We start from the raw sequence: 19,544 nt of genomic DNA on the forward strand, positions 1-19,544 counted from the left end.
GATGATCGGCAGCGTCCTGATCGCCAACCGTGGCGAGATCGCCATGCGAGTCGCCCGCACCTGCCGGGAGCTGGGGCTGCGCACGGTCGCGGTGTACTCGACCGCGGACCGGGACTCGGCGGTGGTCAGGTTCGCCGACGAGGCCGTGCACATCGGGCCGCCACCGGTCAAACAGAGTTACCTCAACGTACCCGCGATCATCGAAGCCGCGCGGCTCACCGGAGTCGACGCTATTCACCCTGGGTACGGCTTCCTCTCCGAGGACCCGGATTTCGCCGAGGTCTGCGAGGCCGAGGGGTTTGTCTTCGTGGGTCCGCGTGCGTCGGTCATCGCCGCGCTCGGTGACAAGGCGCGAGCTCGCCGGATGATGGCCGAGGCAGGCTTGCCGGTGCTGCCCGGCAGCGAGAACGCCGTGGACAGCACCGATGCGCGAGATCTTGCCCATGCCATCGGGTTTCCCGTGATCCTCAAGGCGTGCGCCGGTGGCGGCGGGCGCGGGTTGAGCGTGATCCGCAACGCCGCCGGCTTCACCCAGGCATATCGCGATGCCCGCGCCACGGCTGCCGCCGTTTTCGGGGACGGCCGGGTGTATCTGGAACGCTATGTCGACAATGCCCGCCATATCGAAGTGCAGGTGCTGGCCGACCAGAGTGGCTCGGTGGTGCATTTTCCCGAGCGGGACTGCTCCGTTCAGCGCAGGCATCAGAAACTCATCGAGGAAACGCCCGCTCCCACACTGCCCGACGGTTTGCCGGCACTGATGGCACAAGCCGCTGTCGACGGGGCGCGCGGAACCGGTTACACCGGACTGGGCACGCTGGAATTCCTGGTCGACGAGGATTCCCGCTTTTACTTCATGGAGATCAACTGCCGCATTCAGGTCGAACATCCGGTGACCGAGATGATCACCGGAATCGACTTCGTCGCCGAACAACTGAGTATTGCCGCGGGTGCCCCTCTGCGCGTCAGGCAGGAAGATGTGCGCGCAAGCGGTGTGGCAATCGAATGCCGGCTCAACGCGGAGGATCCACGGCTGAACTTCGCGCCGGCCCCCGGGACGTTGACCACTTTCACGCCGCCCGGTGGAGGATTCGTCCGGGTCGACACGCACGCGTGCGCCGGTTACGTCGTGCCTCGTGAGTACGACTCGTTGCTGGCCAAGGTCGTCACGTGGGGAGCCGACCGTGACCAGGCGCTGGCCAGAATGAATCGGGCTCTCACGGAATTCCACGTCGGCGGAAATGGCGTGCGGACGACCAAGGAATTCCTCCTGGAAGTACTGTCGCATCCCGCTTATCGAAGTGGCGAGCACACAACGGCGCTGATTCCCGAGATTTTGCGGCAGTCCAACCGGCCGCCGGTGATGACCGGCGCCTGACGATTAGTTCCACACGACTGCGCTGTGTTTGCGCGCGTGTACTTCTTGACGACTTCAGTCCGTGCTTAATGGCTCGGCGAACGCTTGACGCGTCATCCCCTGATTAATACACTGCTTGGATCGACTTGGCGGAGTTATCGTCCGGCCTGGCCGGCCGTAGTCTTGGGGCCAGTCTCTGGCGGTGTTGCCGGTCGCGCGGAAGGATTGAGCTTCGAACAAATGCGTTGGGGGACATATGTTGAGGGCGAAAATACTTGGCGCTTTGGAACTTGACTTACCCAGGGTCACCTACACACCGAATCCGCCGAAGCAGCGCCAGGTATTGGCGCTGCTGGCGCTTCGGGCCAACCGGGTGGTGCCACTGAAGGCGATCATCGAAGAGCTGTGGGACCAAGTCCCGCCGCGTAGCGCGTCGACCACCGCGCAGACGTACGTCTACCAGATCCGAAAGGAGATCGGACGCTTTCGCGGTGCCGAAGAACTGTTGTCCACGGTGCCACCCGGGTACATGCTCAATGTCGGCGCCGGGCAGCTGGACCTGAACGATTTCGAGGACCTGATGGAGCGTGCCCGCACCGCTCTTGACGCGGGAAATCCCGCTCAGGCGGCGCCACTGCTGCACGACGCGTTGCGGTTGTGGCGGGGTACGGCGTTGGAGAACGTGTCGCTCGGGCCGGTTCTTTCGGCGCAGGTGACGCATTTGAACGAACTCCGGATGCAGGCGCTGGAAACACGGATCACAGTGGACCTCACGATGGGCAGACATCGTGAGATGATCGGGGAGTTGAAGGAGCTCGTCGCCGATCACCCGCTCAACGAATTCTTCTACGCACAGCTCATGCGGGCACTCGCGAAAGTGGGTAGGCGGGGCGAAGCGCTCCAGGTCTACCGGTCGTTGTGGCGCACTCTGCGTAACGACCTCGGGATCGAACCGGCCGTCGAATTGCAGGAGTTGCACCGGTCCATCCTCGGCAACAACCGGCCGGCCACCGCGATGGTCAAGCCTTATCTCTCGTTTCCGTCCGAAACCTGATCAGCGGATTCCGGCATCGGCCGGGTGGCTGTGAAGAACGCCATCGCGCCGCTGCGCTCGATCCGGATGCCGGCAAGACCAGCGCGGTGCAAGGAGTGCTCGAGGTCCGCATAGGTGCCTGTCACGCCGAACACTCCGAGCCGCTGGTTCACCTCGATGATCTTGTCCTGCCGGCGGCCCGCGCCACGGACGATGGCTGTTCCCTGCAGTCTGCCTCCGGACCGGAGCACTCTGGTCATCTCCGTCAGTGCGGCCACCGGGTCAGGAAAACAGTGCAGGCCGTTGTAGGTCAGGCACATGTCGAACGACATATCGGGAAACGGCAGTTGCTCCACACTCGCCTGGGTGAACGTGATTCCTGTCAGTCCCCGTTTGCGTGCCTCGTCCCGCGCGCGGTCAAGCATGACGTTCGAGATGTCGACGGCGACGTAATCGATTTCCTCGGCAGGCAGGCCAGTCAGGCCACGGAAAGTGACGCCACCACCGCACGGCACGTCGAGCACCGTTTTGCCACGTGCGTCCTCGTTCAGCGATCTGATCTGGTCGTACCATTTCTTCAGGCGAGTGCCCCACAGCAACCGGGCAGCGATCCGAGCGGTTTTCTCGTGCCCGACCACTCGGTCGTAGGCACTCACGCTGGACGAGTTCTTCCAATGCTCGACTGCGGTCATCCCGGTTCCTCCGTTCAGGGGCGTCCCTATCGTGAGGCAGGCGCATCGAGAACAGATAGAGCGGGACCGGGTGATGTGCTAGAGGTCGCGACTTTCGATGTGCTGGAGAAGGTCTTTCCAGCAGGTGATGTTGTGTTGCGCGAGTCTGGCAATCACCCGCGTGCAATGCGCCGGGATGGTATCGGCGTACTGCCGCAATTGCTCCTGGTCCACTGAGTGCGCGTCCAGCCAGCGCAGCAACGCGCGGCCGGAATCGGTGAAGCGCAGCGATGGATCCCGCTTGAGATCCTTCAGCAGGATGTCGTAGCTGACCTGTGGACTCGCAGGCGGCTTCTGGTACCCGCGGGGGATCGGATCCAGGCCGTCACGCAACCGGTTTCGTACGTCCAAAGCTGTCGCCGGCGATACACCCGCGGCTTTGGCGATCTCTCGAATGGGGGCGTCCGGGCGCTGTGCGATCAATTCGCTGGCCCGCAACCGGCCGGTTTTCGCGTCGACCGGGCGTACCTTGCCGTCCTTGCCGACCCGCTCGAGCGCGTTCAACCGTCCAGATGCATCAATTAAACGCTTGCGGATGCCGCCGACAGTCGTCGCGGCAAGACCTGTCACCGAGGCGATCTTCCGGTCTGACCATTGCGGCCGCATTCCGAGGATGCGAGCGGCGGCGGCAGTCCGATCGGTCTGCGACAGCGGCAGACCGTGCGCGATATTGGCCGCCACAGCCACAATGAACGCGTCCTCGTCGTCGCCGTCGTAGAACAGCACTCGAATCTCGTCGTTGCCGCGGAGTTTGACCGCCTGCACCCGGTGCATTCCGTCGACGATTCGCCTGCTCGCCCGCTGCACAACGATCGGCGGCAGCGCCGCATCCGACGCGGCGAGTGTCCGGATGTGCTCGACGCTCTCACCCGCCAGCCTCGGCGAATCCGCAGGGAGAAGCGAGCTGATCGCCACCCATTCGCCACCCGCATCATCGGTGCCACCTACCCGAAAGCGTGACACCACAGTAACTTTCCGAAACCACGATCCACTGCGCTTCCCCCAGAAAAGTTGTGAACAACTTTGCTGTCCAAGCGTGCCACGTCAATCACTGTCCGCATCAAAGCCCGGCAGCCGCGGCATCCGGATCAAACCATTCGGCCGTTCAGCAGTCCGAACGAGTGATCCGTTTTGACTCCTTGATCCCCTTCCGGACAGTATCATCGAATCGATTCCCGTGCAGCCACACGACCTGGTGCGCCAGTAACCAGTGCCGACCGCAGGCGAACGTGCTGAACACGCCGCGCAGCGGCAGGCCAACGACCACCGCGGACAGCACCCGGGCCGGCCGTTCTCGGTGAACGCTCCCCATGGGCGGCCGCCGATCGAGCGGATCGCGCACGCACGCCCCATTTCCGGGCGTTTCGCTTTTGTTTCGATCGCATTGCCACAAGTCAGGTCGACGCACTTGACGGGGACGGAATTACTACGGAAACCCGGCCCGTCGGCTCGTTCAGTGTTCGTCAAGTACCCGGTTGCATGCTGATCCGCGATCACAGCTGAGAACAACGGACAATGAGGGGTACATCGATGACCACATCTCGCCGAAGCCTGCTGGCCGGATCCGCCGCGGTCGCGGCCGGTGCCGCTGTCGGAGCGCCGGAGGCGCAGGCAAATCCCCGGCCCGACGGCAAGCAGAAGCCCACTGTGGTGCTCGTACACGGCGCGTTCGCCGACGCCTCCGGCTGGTACGGCGTTGCCGCTCAGCTCATCCGTGCCGGCTATCCGGTCCTCGCCCCGGCGAACCCGCTGCGCGGCGTGGCCGCCGACGCCGCCTACCTGGCGAGCGTCCTCGCCACCCTCAACGGTCCGCTCGTCCTCGCCGCACATTCATACGGCGGCAACGTGATCACGAATGCCGCGACCGGCAACGCGAACGTCAAGGCGCTGGTCTATGTGGCCGCGTTCGCACCCGATGCGGGTGAGTCGCTGCAAGGCCTGCAGACGAAGTACCCGGGAAGCAAGGTCGACGAGACGGCGCTGGACTTCCGTCCCAACGGTGCGAGCGTCGACGCGTACATCAAAAAAGAAGTGTTCCGCGACGTGTTCGCCGGTGACGTGCCCAGAGCGACCACCGACCTGATGTGGGCCGGCCAGCGGCCAGTCGACGTGCGTGCACTGGGGGAGCCGTCGGGCGTTCCGGCCTGGAAGACCATTCCTTCCTGGTACCTCGTCGCCCGCGACGACAACGTCTTTCCCGCTGCGGCGCAACGGTTTGTGGCGCGGCGGGCCGGCGCACGCACTGTCGAGGTCGGTGCCTCACACGTCGCGATGATCTCGCAACCCGCCGCGACGGCTGACCTCATCAAGCGCGCCGCGTGCTGACGCGGATTCCTCCTACCAAGGACGAGACGATGCATCAGCACGCCTACGAAGGCCAGTGCGCCGCCGAGGAAAAGCGGCACACCAGCGCGAGATCACCCATCCGCAATCCGAAGCCGGCGTTGTTCGCCCTGGCACTGGGTACCTTTGCGATCGGCACTGGCGAGTTCGGCAGCAACGGCGTCATCCAGCTGTTCGCGTCCGATCTGGACGTGTCGATTCCGGTCGCGACGTACGCGATCACCGCGTACGCCTTCGGGGTGATGATCGGCTCTCCGGCGATCACCCTGCTGGCCGCCAGGGTCAACCGGCGCGCTCTGCTCCTCGGCCTGATTGCGCTGTTCCTGATCGGCAACGGGCTCTCAGCTCTGGCGCCGAACGTGGCGCTGCTCGTCGTCTGCCGGTTCTTCACCGGCAGTGTGCAGGGCGCGTTCTTCGGCGCCGGGGCCGTCGTCGCCGCGTACGTATATGGCCCGGGCAAGGGCGGCAAAGCCTTCGCCACCGTGATGGGCGGACTCACTTTCGCCACCATCTTCGGGTCGCCGCTGGGCACGTTCATCGGCCAGAACGCCGGATGGCGCGTCATGTATTGGACCGTGGCCGCCGTCGGTCTGCTCGCAGGCGCGGCCCTCGTGGCCTGGCTGCCACGCACGGACGACCTGCGCGGTGGCTCCATCACGAACGAGCTGGGCGCCCTCCGTAGGCGGGGTGTCTGGTTGATGGTCACCGTCGCGGCGCTCGGAATCTCCAGCATCTTCGCCGTCTACACGTTCATCGGGCCGTTCGTCACCGACGCCGCCCAGCGCGACGCCACACTCATCCCGATCGCACTCGCCGTCTTCGGCATCGGCATGGCGGTCGGCAACCACCTCGGCGGACGCGTCGCCGACCGGTACGAGCACCGCGGGCTGACCTACGGCTATGGCGGGGTCCTGGTGCTCCTGGCGCTGATCGGTGTGGCCGGCAGCGACCTGGCGATCCTGCTGCTCTGCCTGTTCGGCGTCGGCGCGACCATGATGTTCGCGATCCCCACCATCCAGGTCCGGTTGACCCGCTTCGCCCCGGACGCCCCGGCCCTGATGGGCGCCCTCAATCTGGCCGCCCTCAACCTCGCCAACTCGCTGGGCGCGATCGGGGGTGCGATCGTCCTCGACGCCGGCTGGGGCACCCTGTCCACCGTCTGGGCCGGATTCGTCCTCACCGCCGCAGGCCTGCTCCTGTACGTGGTCACCGTCGCCCGGCTGAACAGCCCGGCCAGTACTCCAGCGACCGTCGCACTAGGACAGGTCGAGCTCGGCTAAGAACTCCTGCGCGCGGCGGGCGAAGAGATGGGCCTCGCGATCGGTGGACCAAGCGCGGGCCTCTTCGGCGGCGGCCCGTACGACGTCAACGGGCTCGCCACGGGCCTGCAGCAGGCGCGCCCGTAGCAGCCGGACAAGTCCTTCGGCGTAGCGTTGGCCGTTGGCCTCGAGTGCCTTGTCCGCCCGCTCGATGGCGACGCCGGCGTTGTCCGTCATCCCGGCGGCCAGCCACATCTCGGCGATCAGTCCATAGTGGTACGCGACGCCCCACCTCGGCGGGTCGACCAGCGTCGCGGCCAGGAGCTGATCGGCCTCCGCCGCGATCCCGGCCGGGTCGTCGCCGGTGAGGGCACGGGCCCAGAACCAGTTCAGCCGGACATAGTGCTCCTGTTGGACCGCGGCACGGCCGGTGCCCACGGCGATCCACCGTTCGATCGTGCGTATCACCAAGCCCGCGTCACCGGCCATGGAACCGATGATGGTGAGGTAGTAGGCCCAGGTCGCGACCGCGTACGGGTCGTCAGGGCCGTTCCATTCGTCGATCATGGTCCTGGCCGTCTCGACATCACCGTGCAACGCGGTCACGACGGCCCGCCAGCCGGGCCACTCACCTGAGACGTCACGCCGGATCGGAGTCTCGCTGTGCGAGGAGACGACACCGTCGAGAACGGCGGGGTTGTTCGCCTCAAAGCACCGGTAAGCCTCGCCGATGTTGCCGATGTCCCACTGATGCAGGCCCCAGGCCTGCCGGCCGTACACCCGGACGACCGGATCGCTGGACGCCTCCCCTTGCTCGTACAGCCGGCGGACCAGGCGTTCCCGGTCCCACTCCAGGAAGGTGTAGGCCCCGAACAGACGGGCGAAGAGGAGGCCGGCGGCCTCCACCTCCCGGCCGAGTTGGCGGGCCAGGTGTTCCGCCCGCTCCAGCAGATCGAACGTGGTGCCGCCGTACCCGGCCTGCCGGCGCGGGGCGATGGCGAGCAGCGAGAGAGCGGAGAGCTCCAGTTCCGGGAGCCCGGCGGTCCGTGCGATCTGGGCGGCTGACTGCAGGTGCCGGTCGGCGGTCGCGAACGCGAGCTTGACCGATGCGCGACGGCCAGCGCGTTTCAGCGCCTCCGCAGTGCGAACTGGGTCGGCGAGGGGGCCGGCGGCCTGCAGGTGGTAGGCGAGGCGTTCGGTGATGGACTCGTGGTCCGCGTGACGTTCCTCGAGCGCGTCTGCGATGCGCAGATGCAGCCGGATAGCCTGCTGCTGCGCCGTTGTCTCACTGATCGACTCGCGGACCAGGTCGTGTGCGAAGCGTAACGAGAACGGATCTGCCGCCGTTGGTTCGAGCAGACCGAGCGCACGCAGCGGTTCGAGGCGTTCGAGACATTCCGTGACGTCGATGTCGGCGGCGCGGGCGAGCAGACCTAGCTCGACGTCGCGGCCGATGAGCGCGGCGATCCGCAGCACGTCGCGAGCGTTGTCGTCGAGGCCTGCCATCCGATCGCGGACGACGTCTCGCACTGTGGACGGGACCCCGGCTGACGCATCAGCGCTGTCACTGAGCGCGCCGCTGTCGCTGAGGAGCCGCGACAGCTCGCGGACGAAGAACGGATTGCCGGCGGTGCGGGCATGGATTGTGCGGGCGATGTCCGCACTGGGCTCGTGGCCGGTTTCGCGCCGGACGAGTTCGATCACGTCGGTCAGGCTGAGCGGGCCGAGCCGGATCCTGCGGTGGCCGGGCTGCCGGCTGGCGGCGGCCAGGACTCGTGAAAACTCGGAGCCGGGTGTGGGTGCGCGGTCGCGAAGTGCGCCGATGATCGCGGAACTGGCAGGCAGCCGGGTCGCCAGATGGCCGAACAGCTGGAGCGAGGCGGTATCAGCCCATTGGAGATCGTCGATGATGAGCAGCATGGGCCGTTGGCTCGCGGCCTGGCCGATGACGGTGACGACCTGCTCGAACAGGCGGAACTGGGCACGGCTGCCGGACGCCGCCGGTGCGGCGTGATCGTTTCGTGCCTCGATGAGGCCACCGAGTTCGCCGCCCAGCCACTTCTCCCGCGCGGGTGCGGGCAGGCTGTCGAGGACAGTGGTGAGCGCCTGCTCCCACGGCCACATCGAGGGTGCTCCATCGCCTTCCAGGCAGGAGGCCCAGACGACGAGCGCGCCACGCTGGTTCGCGTCCGCGGCGGCCTCCTGAAGGATGCGGGTCTTGCCCACGCCCGGTTCGCCCTCGACGATGCCGAGCCCGGTGCGGCCGGTGAACGCCGCCTCCATTGCCTGCCGCAGCACGGCGAGTTCCTCGGCCCGTCCGACCAGACCGCTGGTCCTTCGCGCGGGTGCTGGCTTGAGTGCGGACGCCGGGGTCTGCGTCAGCACCCGCAGGTAGGCGTCCTGCAGGGCCGGGCCAGGGGCGATGCCGAGCTCGTCGGCCAGGCGGCCCTGGAGCATCCGGAACGTCGACAACGCCTCGGCCTGTCGTCCGGTGGCGCCGAGGATGGAGATGAGGCTGGCCTGTACAGGTTCGTGGAACGGTGCCATCTTCGCGGCGAGCTGCAACGCCGGGAGCACCCGCTCCGGCCGGCGCAGCGACACGGCCAGGTCGGCGGCGGCCTCGCAGGCGGCGTGGAACTCGTCGTCGAGGGCGGTGAAGATCGCCATCGCGGTTGTTCCGTGGGTGAATCCGTCCCCCGCAGGGCCCTGCCACAAGCTGAGCGCTTCGACGTAGTGATCGAGCGCCGCTTCGTGATGACGCTGCGCCAGAGCCGCCTTGGCGGCTTCGACGAGTTCCCGGAAGGCGACCAGATCCAGCGTGTCAGAGCCGGCGCTGAACAGGTACGCGTTGCCGCGGCGGTGGAGGTATGAGCCGGCACCCCGGGCAGGGTTCATGGGTTCGAGCAGGCGCCGCAGCGCTCCGACGTACTTGTGGATGACGTTGAGCGCGCTGGTGGGGACATCGTCCCCCCAGATCAGGCCGATCAACTCGCTCGTCGTGACCGGCCGGCCCACGCGGGCCAGGAGCAGGGCCAGCAGATAGGCCTGCTGCCGGGGGCCGGCATCAAGCTCGGCACCGTCACGCCACACCCGTAACGGGCCGAGGATGAGCAGGCGCGGGAAACCGGCGGGATCCTCGCGGTCGAGCCGATGTGAGTTCATGCGGGCTCAACCGGCGTCTGTGCGCTGGGAACGGGCTCCTGAGTGCGGCGACGGGTGATCAGCCAGCCGAACCCGGCCGCTGTGAAGAACATGACAATGCCGTACGCCGTACCCGGAATCGCCATCTCGGCATTGTTCAACAGTGCCGGGCTCAGCGCGATCGTGATGGCGAACGCGGTGTTGTGGATGCCGATCTCAAACCCGGCCGCGGTGGCCGCATGGTGGTCGACGCCGGCCAGGCGCGGCACACCGTAGCCGATCAACAGGCTCACGATGTTGAAGACCAGCACGGCCAGCCCGACCGCGACGAAATAGTCGGCGAGGTCCTCCCGCGCCCCGTACAGCACGGCGGAGATGACCACGACCAGGACAACCACTGACAGGACCCGGACCGGCCGGTTGAGCCACTGCGCCACCTTGGGCGCTCGCGCGCGGACGAGCATCCCGATGGCGACCGGCACGAGCACGATCGCGAAGACCTGCAGCACCTTGCCGAGCGGCAACCCGATGTCGGCTTCGCCGGACAAGAAGTAGCGGGCCGACAGGTTCACCACGATCGGCATGGTGACCACGACCAACACCGAGTTGATCGCGGTGAGCGTGACATTCAGCGCGACATGCCCGCCGAACAAGTGGCTGTACAGGTTGGCCGTGGGACCGCCCGGGGACGCCGCGAGCAGCATCATCCCGACCGCCAGCTCCGGCGGCAGCCGGAACGCGAGCACCAGGCCGAAGCAGATGACCGGCAGCAGCAAGACCTGGCACAGCAGCGAGACCACGACCGCCTTCGGATGCCGGCCCACCAGTCGGAAGTCATCCATCCTCAGGGCAAGGCCCAAGCCGAACATGACGACGCCGAGGGCGAAAGGCAGGCTGGCCAGGAGCCATGGGGAGTCCATGGCGAATTTTCTCCGGCACTCCGCAGCCGGTCAATCCACCGTTCCGCAGCTCAAGCGATCATGTGATTTTTGTTTCCCGAAGCCGGAGGTAAGTCGTCGTCCACTGTTCGTCAAGAGCACATTCGTACCTTGGGATCGCACGGAACGAACTCAGGCCAAGCCAAGGAGCGTTGGATGCCAACCCAAGTGAGTCGGCAAACCGTCGACCTGTCCGCCTACCCGGACCTCATCGTGCTGTACCTCGGCATGCGGGTGAACCATCTGTACGGCATCCGGACCTTCTTCAGCTTCGGCCGCAAGATCAGCAAGTCGGTCGCGGACGAGCCCGACGGCTTGCTGCTGCATGAGCCCGTCTACTACTCGTTCTTCCCCATGAACATGGGGATGCGTCAGTACTGGCGAGACCTGCCCTCACTGCTCGACTTCGCCCGGTCGCAGCCACATCGGCAGTGGTGGCTGGATTTCCTGAAAGACTCAGGCGGCACAGGTTTCTGGCACGAGACGTACTCGGTCAAAGGCGGCATGGAAGCCGTCTACGACGATGTGCCCAAGCCACTGGGGTTTGGACGCTTCGCCGGAATCCAGCGCGCCCGAGGCCCCATGTTCGGTTCAGCGGCCCGCCTGAAACGCTCATACAACAGCAACCCGGTCCTGAGCGAGACGGACCTCTACGAGTCCTGACAACTCCCGCCCGCCGTCCGGCTATGACAGAGAGAGCCGACGACCCCGGCAGTGGTCTCGGCGAGTTCCATCCCTTCCTGGATGGTGGTGTTGTTCTCACGGGCCAGGATGACGGCCAGGTTGCCCTCGTCTCCGAGGTGGACGTCTCGCGGGCACGTGATGATGTCGTGGGCGGTGTCGAGCATCTGGATGGCCAGGATGGTCAGGGCAGCGACGTCGTGGTCCTGAGCTACGGGCAGTGGTAGCTCGAATTCGTTGCAGACCTCCAGCAGCACCACGATGACCGGGATGGAGTCGGTAGCGCCGGCCTGCGTACCCGTCCGCTGCGGGTGTTCCTGTCCGCATTGGGTATCGCGATCGGCATCGCCGCGATGACCGCGGTGGTCGGGGTGTCGTCCTCCAGCCGTGCCGAATTGGACCGCCAGCTCGCCGCACTCGGCGCGAACCTGCTCACCGTGGCGCCCGGCAGCACGATGTCGGGCCAGACCGCCGCGCTGCCAACCGAGTCGGTGGAGATGATCCGCCGCATCGAGCCGGGGCAGGAGGTGGCGGCACTCGGCGATGTGCCGGACACCAACGTGTACCGCACCGACCGGATTCCCGAGGCGGAGACCCGAGGTCTACCTCACTGTGCCCCCGGGATGACGCTCCCGCGTTGCGTACCGCGTGGACAGCCGATGAGCTCATGGCGGCTGACTTTCCTGAGCCGAAATGGGCAGTCCGGGGTGTCATCTGTGAAGGCGTCAACCTTGTTGCCGGGCCGCCGAAGGTTGGGAAGTCGTGGTTGTCGCTCGGTCTTGGGCTGTCCATCGCGGCTGGGGAACCGGCATTCGGTTCTATCGCAACGGAAGCCGGGCCGGTTCTGTATCTCGCGCTTGAGGACACTGCGCGGCGGTTGCAGTCCCGCATGGGGAAGCTGCTTGCCGGGAAACGTGCGCCCCGTGGGCTGACACTGGTCACAGAGTGCCCGCCATTGGCGGACGGAGGTGACCGTGCCATTGCCGGGTGGCTCGACCGCAACCCGGACGCCCGCCTGGTCGTCATAGACGTTCTGGCCAAGGTGCGTGGTCAAGAGAGCTCAGGAGGCAGCCAGTACGCCGCTGACTATGCCGCAATCGGCCGTATCAAAAGGATTGCGGACCACTACGGGGTAGCCGTGCTCGTGGTGACGCACGTCCGCAAGGCTGCTGCGGAGGACTTCCTGGCGACCGTGTCAGGCACGAACGGCATCGCCGGAGCAGCAGACGCTGTGCTCGTTCTCCAGCGCGGCAGGAACAACGCGGACGGGCAGCTGCACGTCACCGGCCGCGACGTCGAAGAGTGCGAATACGCGCTTTCCTTCGATCCCGCGCATGGTGCGTGGAACATGCTCGAAGGCCCTGCGATCGATCACCTCGTGGCGGATACGCGGGCGGTCATTCTGCGCTATCTCCGGGAACACCCTGGCAGCCAGCCAAAGGCGATCGCTACGGCTACTGGCCTGTCGTACGACAACGTCAAGCAAACCTGTCTCCGCATGGCGGATGACGGGCAGCTCACCAAGGACGGCACCGGCCGCTACTTCGTCCCGATGTCGGCCGGTGACAGCCCACCTACCGACGTGTCACCTTGCTGGTGTGGGCTGCCAGCAGCGGAGCGGGCCACGGCTGGTGGCGTTCTTCGGATGCCTCTACTTCGCTGCCATGCGGCCTGAGGAGGCCGTTGCCCTGTCCAAACACAACCTGTCCCTGCCTGAGGAGGGGTGGGGAGAGCTGACGATTGACACCGCCGAGCCATATGCCGGCCGGGAGTGGACCGACAGCGGCAACAACCGCGACCGGCGGCAGTTCAAGCAACGTGCACGTGGTGAGAGCCGCACGGTGCCCTGCCCGCCCGAGCTGACAACGCTGCTGCACTCCCATATGCGCCAGTTCGGCACGGCTGCCGACGGGCGGCTGTTCACGGGCGAGCGAACGCGGGGGAGCTGCCGAAGCTCACCATCACACGGGCGTGGAAGAGAGCGCGGACAGCAGTGCTCACGCCCGAAGTGGCCGCCGGGCCGCTGGCAAGGACTCCGTACGACCTGAGGCATGCAGCGGTGTCTACGTGGCTCAATGGCGGTGTCCCGGCTACGACGGTGGCCGGGTGGGCAGGTCACTCGGTTGAGGTGCTGCTGAAGATCTACGCCAAGTGCCTGGACGGCGAGACAGCCACGGTCCAGCGGCGCGTCGAGGCAGCTCTAGGTCACCAGCCGGTCCGCTGAACTTTGGCACGTATTTGGCACAACCAGCCGTAGATCACCGGATTCAGTCGGACACGGTTGGACTTGCGAGAACGCTCTCTGGCCCCTTTGTTGCTGGTCAGAGAGCGTTCTATGCTGGCCAGCGATGGTGCCCCCGGCAGGATTCGAACCTGCGCTCCCGCCTCCGGAGGGCGGTGCTCTATCCCCTGAGCTACGGGGGCTCTTTGGGACGTGGGGAAGCTTAGCGTATGGGTGGAGGGGGTGGGTTGGGGGTGTCCCTTGTCATGGTCGGGTTGCATTCATGCGCATGTCGCTATATGTTGCGGGGGAGTGAGGAGGTCTGATGGGGCAGGGACATGGGCATGGGATGTCCGCGGAGCAGGCTGTGTCGGCGGGGAGTCGGCATTTGCGGCGGTTGTGGATCGCGGTGGGCCTTGGGCTCGTCACGTTCGTGCTTCAGCTGATTGTTGGGCTTGCGACGTCGTCGTTGGCTTTGCTGGCTGACTCCGCGCATGTTTTCACTGATGTGTTCGGGGTGGCGCTGGCTGCTGTGGCCATCGTGGTCGCGCGGCGGTCTGGGCGGGGGCGGGGGCGTACGTTCGGGCTTTATCGGTCCGAGGTGCTTGCTGCCTTGGTCAATGCCGTGCTTCTTTTCGGGGTGGCTGGGTGGGTGCTCTATGAGGCCATCGGCCGGTTTGGGGCTCCGCCTGAGGTGCCTGGGTTGCCTGTGACGATTGTGGCTGCCGTTGGGCTTGTCATGAACGTGGCCGCGTTCCTGCTGCTGCGGGATGGGGCCAAGGAGAGCCTGAATGTGCGGGGCGCCTACCTCGAGGTCATGGCGGACATGATCGGGTCCATCGGGGTCCTTGTCAGCGGCCTGCTCATGCTTCTGTTCGGGTGGCGGTATGCCGACCCCGTCATCGGTGTGGCCATCGGGTTGTTCGTGCTGCCGCGAGCGTGGCGGCTCGGTCGCAGTGCGTTGCGGATTCTGTTCCAGCATGCCCCCGAGGGGGTCGATGTCACGCAGATGACGTCGGATCTCACCAAACTGCCTGGTGTGTCAGAGGTTCACGATCTGCATGTGTGGACGCTCACCTCTGGTATGGAGGTTGTCTCGGCTCATCTGACCATGGTGGACGGTGCTGATCAGGCCGATGTTCTCGTTGCCGCGCAAGGGCTTCTGTCGCAGAGCTATCACATCGAGCATGCCACCCTGCAGGTTGAGCAGCCGTCGGCCAAATGCCGCGAGCTCAGCTGGTGAGAATGGTTAAGAAGGTTTCCTAACGCGCTGGACGACGTCCGGCCCCGCCGACCCGTAGACTCTCCTGAGGCTGTTGAAGGAGTGATACGTGGGCACAACGCCGCAGGTGGGCACACCGTCCGGAATGCGTGAGCTGAACCAACGCGCGGTACTCGCCCGGCTGCGCTCCGCGGGCCCGGCCACGCGCCCGCAGGTCGCCAAGGACACCGGCCTCTCCAAACCGACTGTCGGGCAGGCCCTGCTTGACCTGGAGCGACGCCACCTGGTCCGGGAAGTCGGCCGGACGTCGGCCGGGCCAGGGCGAAGCGCGGTGGTGTACGAGGAGAATCCGGCCGCCGGTTTTGTGCTCGGTGTCGACATCGGGCGGGAACGTATCCGGCTCGCGGTCGCCGATCTCTCCGGCGCCACTGTGTCCCGTGTGGACGAACGAAACCGCTGCCGGTCTGCCCGCAGTCTGGTCCAACTGGTCCGTGACCTGGCCGAGCAGACGGTGGCGACCGCGGGCATCAGTTTCGGTGACGTCGTGTCGAAAGTCGTTGGCAGTCCAGGAGTCCCTGACCCGGAGACCGGCGCGCTGCACCACGCCCCGAACCTGCCCGGCTGGGGCCGCAAAGGCCTGCTGGAGGAGCTCGCGACCGCGTTGGGGCCAGGGCTGGTCGTGGAGAATGACGCCAACCTCGCGGCTGTCGGCGAACTGACGGCAGGCGCTGCCCGTGGCGCGCAGGTGTTCGTGTGCATCACTGTCGGCACGGGCATTGGTATGGGCATCGTCGTGAACGGCCAGCTCTTCCGAGGCGCCCACGGAGCCGCGGGCGAGGTCGGCTACCTCCCGTACGGCCGACCGGAAGGCGAAGAGCCGCCCGAGCGCGGCATGCTGGAAACCGAGGTCTCCGGCCATTCTGTGGTCCGTAAGGCGCATGCCTTTGGCCTGGATGCCAAGTCCGCCAAGGAAGTCTTCGAACTGGCCAGGCGCGGCGACCAATCGGCCCAGCGAGCCGTTGCCGAGGAGGCCAAGCAGCTTGCCTTCGTCGTCGGCGCTGTCGCCGCCGTGATCGACCCGGAGCTCGTCGTTCTCGGCGGCGGCATCGGCAGCAATACGGATCTGCTCGCGGAGCCGTTGGAGCAGGCCCTGCGCGCCACCACGCCACTCCGGCCGAAGATCGTGGCCGGGGAGCTGGGCGAGACCGCGGTCCTCAGTGGCGCGATCGCCGTCGGCCTGGGTTCGGCCCGTGAAGTCGTGTTCGACCGAACCCTGGCCTTGAAAACCTCTTAGTTCGGCGGCAGTGGCTTGGCGCCACGCTCGGCGAGCAGGCTCGTCATGTACGAGACCTCACCAGTCTGGGAGGTGACGATGGTCCGGGCGAGGTTACGCAGCGGGTCCAGCTGGACGTGCGTCTCGCCGTAGGTGGCCATCGACAGACCGCCCTCGTGGTGGCGGATCATCAGCTGCAGGAAGTAGACGTCCAGGTCCTTGCCGGTCAGCTTGCGCAGCTTGGCCAGTTCTTCCTGGGTCGCCATGCCGGGCATCAACTGGCCCGGCTCCATACCGGGGTGGTTGCTCACGCTGCCGTGGCTGTGGGAGCCCGCGGCGTCCGTGGCCATCCAGCTCATCGCCTGGCGGTTGGGCGGCCGGCTTTCCGGCTGGTTCCAGATGTCCAGGTAGCCGGCCATCATGCCGACCTGGGTCTTCTGGGTGCCCTCGATGTCAAACGCCAGCGTCTTGATCGTCGGGTCCGCGGTGTGGTCACGCACCCAGCTGGCCATCGACACCGCCTGCAGGTGGTGTGTGGTCATGTCCTGCGCGAACCCGACGTCGACCGAGTCGGCGGCGGGCGGCGGGTTCTGCCCGGTGGTCGCCAGTGTGATCAGCATCCCGATCGCGGCACCGACGACGAGGATCGCCAGCGCCGCGGCCGAGAAGATGATGATCCGGGTCCGGCTGCCCGACGGGGCCTCGTCGTCCTCGACGGAGACCTCGTCGTCCAGCCGGTCGTCCACTGTCACCGGGTTGGCTGCTGCGAGCCGGAGGCGGGCGCGGACGGGGCCGGTGAGCCGGAGGCAGGCGGGGTGGCGCCCGATGCCGGCGGCACCTCCATGCCGTTGCTGACCTGGGCCTGCTGCGAGCCGGTGCCGTCCATCTTCACCGCGTCGGCCGGCGCCGGGGCCGGGTCGAACGGCGGCGGGTTGTTCGGGTCGAACTCCGCGCCGGCGTCACACCGGGCACCCGGCTCCGGGTACTGGTAGTCGTTGCGCTTGAGCGCCTGGATGAAGTGGTCGATGCGCTCGTCGTTGACGTTGTCCAGCTTGAGCTGGTGGCCCCACGACTGCAGCGAGATCGGCTTGTCCAGGCCCGGGTACGGCGACATCGAGATGAAGTCCTGGCCGGAGACCTTGCCCTTGAGCACGTCCAGGTCACCGCCCTTGACCTGGTCCGGGTTGTAGGCGACCCAGACCGCGCCGTGCTCGAGCATGTGCACCATGTTCTCGTTACGCACCGGGGTGGCGTAGACGATGCCCTCACAGCTGGCCCACGTCTGGTCGTGCGGCCCGCCGAACGGCGGCGAGTGGTCGTAGGCGACGCGCTGGGTCGCGGTCACGTGCTGGGCCGGCTTGTAGTCGACCTTCACGATGCCCGGGATCTCAGTCGACGGGTCCTTGTTGCTGTCCGACGGCTTCCACGCGGTGGCCGCGTCGATCTTGATGTACGCGTAGCCGAACACCACGACGGCCAGGGCGACGAGGGCCACCACGATCCCCACTGTGCCCCATGGCTTGGGTTTCTTGACCGCGGCGGCTGACCGGGCCGCTTTGACGCTGCCGGACTTCCCCCTGGAGCCGCCGGACTTCCCGCCGCTCTTGTTCTTCGTGCCGCTGGCCATGCCGCTCTCGGACCTCTTCTCGTTACTGATTCACCGCTTGCCCAGGACCCCGTAGCACAGTGTAAGGACCAGGTGTCTGCTGGATGTCAACTACCGACCGGCTTCGACCCGGCAGGGGCAGGGCTGGGGTCGAACGGCGGCGGGTTGTCCTGGTCGAACGCGCTCGTCGGAATATCGCACGTGGCACCAGGCTCTGGGTAGGTGTACTTGTTCTGTTTCAAAGCCTTTATGAACTCATCGGCACGCGGATCGGCCGGATCGTCCAGTTTGAGACGATGCCCCCAGGACTGCAGCGAGACCGGTTTGTCCAGGCCAGGGTACGGCGACATCACCATGTAGGGGACGCCGGTGACCTTCTTGGCCAGCGTCTCGACCCCGGCGGCCGGCAGCGTGTCCGGGTTGTAGGCGATCCACACCGCGCCGTGCTCCAGCGTGTGGACCATGTGCTCGGACCGGACCGCTTTGGTGTAGACCACCCCGTTGCATGCCGCCCAGATGCCGTCATGGGCACCGCCGAACGGCGGGCTCTGGTCGTAGGCCACGCGCTGCGGCGCCTGGACGTGGTCGCCGCCCTTGTACTGCTTGATCTCGATCCCGTTGATCTTCGTGGACGGGTCGTTGTCCCCGGCGGCCTCGGGGGTCCCGGTGCTCTCGGTCATGGACGCGTCCGGCGGGGACGAGTTCGACGAGGGCAGGTTCGAGCCGCTGCTGGGCTGACCCGACACCGACGAGTTGCACGCACCGGCGAGCAGGACGACAGCGGCCATGACGGCCACCCGGAGAGGGGGGATACGCACGCTGCCGACACCCTTTCGTCACGTCTTCATCAAGAGCCGGTTCGTCCTGGTCGGGGCGCTCTACCTAGACTTCGCGGAGTGAACCCCGCCGTGCTCGCCGGGAAGGTCCGGGCTGCCGCCGTCGAGGTCCTCGCCGACCGAGGACTCGACAGTACCGTGCTGCCCGAAACCGTCTTCGTCGAACGGCCCCGTAACCCGTCGCACGGCGACTACGCGACCAACCTCGCACTGCAGGTGAGCACCCAGATCGGGGTGCCGTCGCGGGACCTGGCCGGTTGGCTGGCGCAGGCGCTGACCTCGACCGGTGACATCGCCGAAGCGCAGGTCGCGGGTCCCGGGTTCCTCAATCTCCGGCTCGCCCCGGCTGCCCTGGGCAGCATCGTGGTGGCCGTCGAGAGCGCGGGCGCGGGGTACGGCCGTCATCCGGCAATCAGGGCTCTGATCGGCGGAGACACCGACGCGGAGCGGTTCGCGCAGGTCCGCAGGCCGCCGGTGGACCCGCAACTGCTCGATCGGCGCGTCCGGGAAAATCCACTTTTCCTCGTGCAGTACGCCCATGCCCGGATCTGCCGAGTGGTGGAGAACTCCACAAAATTCGGCATGCAACCCGCCGGGGCCGATCTAGGGTTGTTGGCGCACGAGTACGAGGGGGCCGCGATCCGGACCCTCGGCGAGTTCCCCGAAGTCGTGGCCACCGCCGCTGAGCTGCGCGAACCCCACCGGGTCGGGCGGTATCTGCAGGAGCTGGCGGCCGGCCTGCACCGCTGGTACGACACTCCCGGATGCACGACTCTGCCCCAGGGCGACGACGAGGTCGTCCCGGTGTACCTGGCCAGGCTCCGGCTGGCCCTGGCGGTACGCCAAGTGTTGGTGAACGGCCTGGAGATGCTCGGCGTCTCGGCCCCTGAACGGATGTGAGAA

The 19,544-nt window shown here is 66.6% G+C and carries 18 protein-coding genes, 1 tRNA gene and 1 pseudogene; 11 read left to right on the forward strand and 9 right to left on the reverse strand.

The window, feature by feature from the left end:
* Position 1: 1 nt before the first annotated feature.
* Positions 2-1,378, forward strand: coding sequence for an acetyl-CoA carboxylase biotin carboxylase subunit (locus JOF56_RS17570; protein WP_209639113.1), 1,377 nt, complete (start codon positions 2-4; stop codon positions 1,376-1,378).
* A gap of 262 nt (positions 1,379-1,640) precedes the next feature.
* Positions 1,641-2,411, forward strand: a complete 771-nt coding sequence (locus JOF56_RS17575) for an AfsR/SARP family transcriptional regulator (RefSeq protein ID WP_209639115.1) — start codon at positions 1,641-1,643, stop codon at positions 2,409-2,411.
* On the opposite strand, the gene JOF56_RS17580 is transcribed toward JOF56_RS17575, so the two are convergent.
* Both JOF56_RS17580 and JOF56_RS17585 read right to left on the reverse strand, forming a co-directional pair.
* On the reverse strand, positions 2,384-3,082 hold the full coding sequence (locus JOF56_RS17580; protein ID WP_209639117.1) for a class I SAM-dependent methyltransferase: 699 nt from the start codon (positions 3,080-3,082) through the stop codon (positions 2,384-2,386). The genes JOF56_RS17575 and JOF56_RS17580 overlap by 28 nt on opposite strands.
* A gap of 78 nt (positions 3,083-3,160) precedes the next feature.
* The gene (locus JOF56_RS17585) at positions 3,161-4,084 is read right to left on the reverse strand and encodes a ParB/RepB/Spo0J family partition protein (RefSeq protein ID WP_307855142.1); all 924 of its coding nucleotides are present in this window, start codon (positions 4,082-4,084) and stop codon (positions 3,161-3,163) included.
* Positions 4,085-4,651: 567 nt separating this feature from the next.
* On the opposite strand from JOF56_RS17585, the gene JOF56_RS17590 reads away from it, so the two are divergent.
* Positions 4,652-5,446, forward strand: coding sequence for an alpha/beta fold hydrolase (locus JOF56_RS17590; RefSeq protein ID WP_209639121.1), 795 nt, complete (start codon positions 4,652-4,654; stop codon positions 5,444-5,446).
* Between the two features lie 29 nt (positions 5,447-5,475).
* Complete coding sequence (locus JOF56_RS17595) at positions 5,476-6,744, forward strand: MFS transporter (protein ID WP_209639123.1); 1,269 nt, start codon at positions 5,476-5,478, stop codon at positions 6,742-6,744.
* Here JOF56_RS17595 and JOF56_RS17600 read toward each other — a convergent pair.
* On the reverse strand, positions 6,721-9,885 hold the full coding sequence (locus JOF56_RS17600; RefSeq protein ID WP_209639125.1) for an ATP-binding protein: 3,165 nt from the start codon (positions 9,883-9,885) through the stop codon (positions 6,721-6,723). The two genes, JOF56_RS17595 and JOF56_RS17600, sit on opposite strands and share 24 nt — an antisense overlap.
* On the reverse strand, positions 9,882-10,784 hold the full coding sequence (locus tag JOF56_RS17605) for a bile acid:sodium symporter family protein (protein WP_209639127.1): 903 nt from the start codon (positions 10,782-10,784) through the stop codon (positions 9,882-9,884). Before JOF56_RS17605 ends, JOF56_RS17600 begins: the two co-directional genes overlap by 4 nt.
* 174 nt (positions 10,785-10,958) lie before the next feature.
* On the opposite strand from JOF56_RS17605, the gene JOF56_RS17610 reads away from it, so the two are divergent.
* Positions 10,959-11,465: a monooxygenase family protein gene (locus JOF56_RS17610; protein ID WP_209639129.1), complete on the forward strand. Its 507-nt coding sequence runs from the start codon at positions 10,959-10,961 to the stop codon at positions 11,463-11,465.
* Here JOF56_RS17610 and JOF56_RS17615 read toward each other — a convergent pair.
* Positions 11,453-11,743: a terpene synthase family protein gene (locus tag JOF56_RS17615; RefSeq protein ID WP_209639131.1), complete on the reverse strand. Its 291-nt coding sequence runs from the start codon at positions 11,741-11,743 to the stop codon at positions 11,453-11,455. The two genes, JOF56_RS17610 and JOF56_RS17615, sit on opposite strands and share 13 nt — an antisense overlap.
* Before the next feature lie 93 nt (positions 11,744-11,836).
* Here JOF56_RS17615 and JOF56_RS59500 point away from each other — a divergent pair.
* From JOF56_RS59500 to JOF56_RS17630, 3 genes and pseudogenes are all read left to right on the forward strand, one after another.
* Positions 11,837-11,995 (forward strand): annotated as a pseudogene (locus JOF56_RS59500) (ABC transporter permease); the annotation flags it as partial.
* Positions 11,996-12,120: 125 nt separating this feature from the next.
* On the forward strand, positions 12,121-13,158 hold the full coding sequence (locus JOF56_RS17625) for an AAA family ATPase (RefSeq protein WP_245378289.1): 1,038 nt from the start codon (positions 12,121-12,123) through the stop codon (positions 13,156-13,158).
* A gap of 384 nt (positions 13,159-13,542) precedes the next feature.
* Positions 13,543-13,707 (forward strand): site-specific integrase, encoded by a 165-nt coding sequence (locus JOF56_RS17630; protein ID WP_209639135.1) that lies wholly within the window; start codon positions 13,543-13,545, stop codon positions 13,705-13,707.
* Between the two features lie 125 nt (positions 13,708-13,832).
* Here the strand turns inward: JOF56_RS17630 and JOF56_RS17635 are convergent.
* Positions 13,833-13,907: transfer RNA gene (locus tag JOF56_RS17635), tRNA-Arg, on the reverse strand.
* A 122-nt stretch (positions 13,908-14,029) separates the two neighbouring features.
* On the opposite strand from JOF56_RS17635, the gene JOF56_RS17640 reads away from it, so the two are divergent.
* Positions 14,030-14,947: a cation diffusion facilitator family transporter gene (locus JOF56_RS17640; RefSeq protein WP_209639137.1), complete on the forward strand. Its 918-nt coding sequence runs from the start codon at positions 14,030-14,032 to the stop codon at positions 14,945-14,947.
* 124 nt (positions 14,948-15,071) lie between these two features.
* Positions 15,072-16,220 carry an ROK family transcriptional regulator gene (locus JOF56_RS17645; protein ID WP_209648314.1) on the forward strand — a complete coding sequence of 383 codons (1,149 nt, stop codon included), beginning with the start codon at positions 15,072-15,074 and terminating at the stop codon, positions 16,218-16,220.
* Here JOF56_RS17645 and JOF56_RS17650 read toward each other — a convergent pair.
* The 3 genes from JOF56_RS17650 to JOF56_RS17660 form a co-directional block, all read right to left on the reverse strand.
* Positions 16,217-16,951: a DUF305 domain-containing protein gene (locus JOF56_RS17650; RefSeq protein ID WP_209639139.1), complete on the reverse strand. Its 735-nt coding sequence runs from the start codon at positions 16,949-16,951 to the stop codon at positions 16,217-16,219. The genes JOF56_RS17645 and JOF56_RS17650 overlap by 4 nt on opposite strands.
* Positions 16,948-17,826 carry a thioredoxin-like domain-containing protein gene (locus JOF56_RS17655; RefSeq protein WP_209639141.1) on the reverse strand — a complete coding sequence of 293 codons (879 nt, stop codon included), beginning with the start codon at positions 17,824-17,826 and terminating at the stop codon, positions 16,948-16,950. Before JOF56_RS17655 ends, JOF56_RS17650 begins: the two co-directional genes overlap by 4 nt.
* 86 nt (positions 17,827-17,912) lie before the next feature.
* Positions 17,913-18,623 carry a thioredoxin-like domain-containing protein gene (locus JOF56_RS17660; RefSeq protein ID WP_307855143.1) on the reverse strand — a complete coding sequence of 237 codons (711 nt, stop codon included), beginning with the start codon at positions 18,621-18,623 and terminating at the stop codon, positions 17,913-17,915.
* Between the two features lie 78 nt (positions 18,624-18,701).
* Between JOF56_RS17660 and JOF56_RS17665 the strand changes: the two genes are divergently transcribed.
* Entirely contained in the window at positions 18,702-19,541 is an 840-nt protein-coding gene (locus JOF56_RS17665; RefSeq protein WP_209639143.1) for a DALR anticodon-binding domain-containing protein, read from the forward strand.
* Positions 19,542-19,544: the final 3 nt, after the last annotated feature.

The organism is Kibdelosporangium banguiense (assembly GCF_017876405.1).
In the GTDB taxonomy this organism is placed as follows: Bacteria; Actinomycetota; Actinomycetes; order Mycobacteriales; family Pseudonocardiaceae; genus Kibdelosporangium; species Kibdelosporangium banguiense.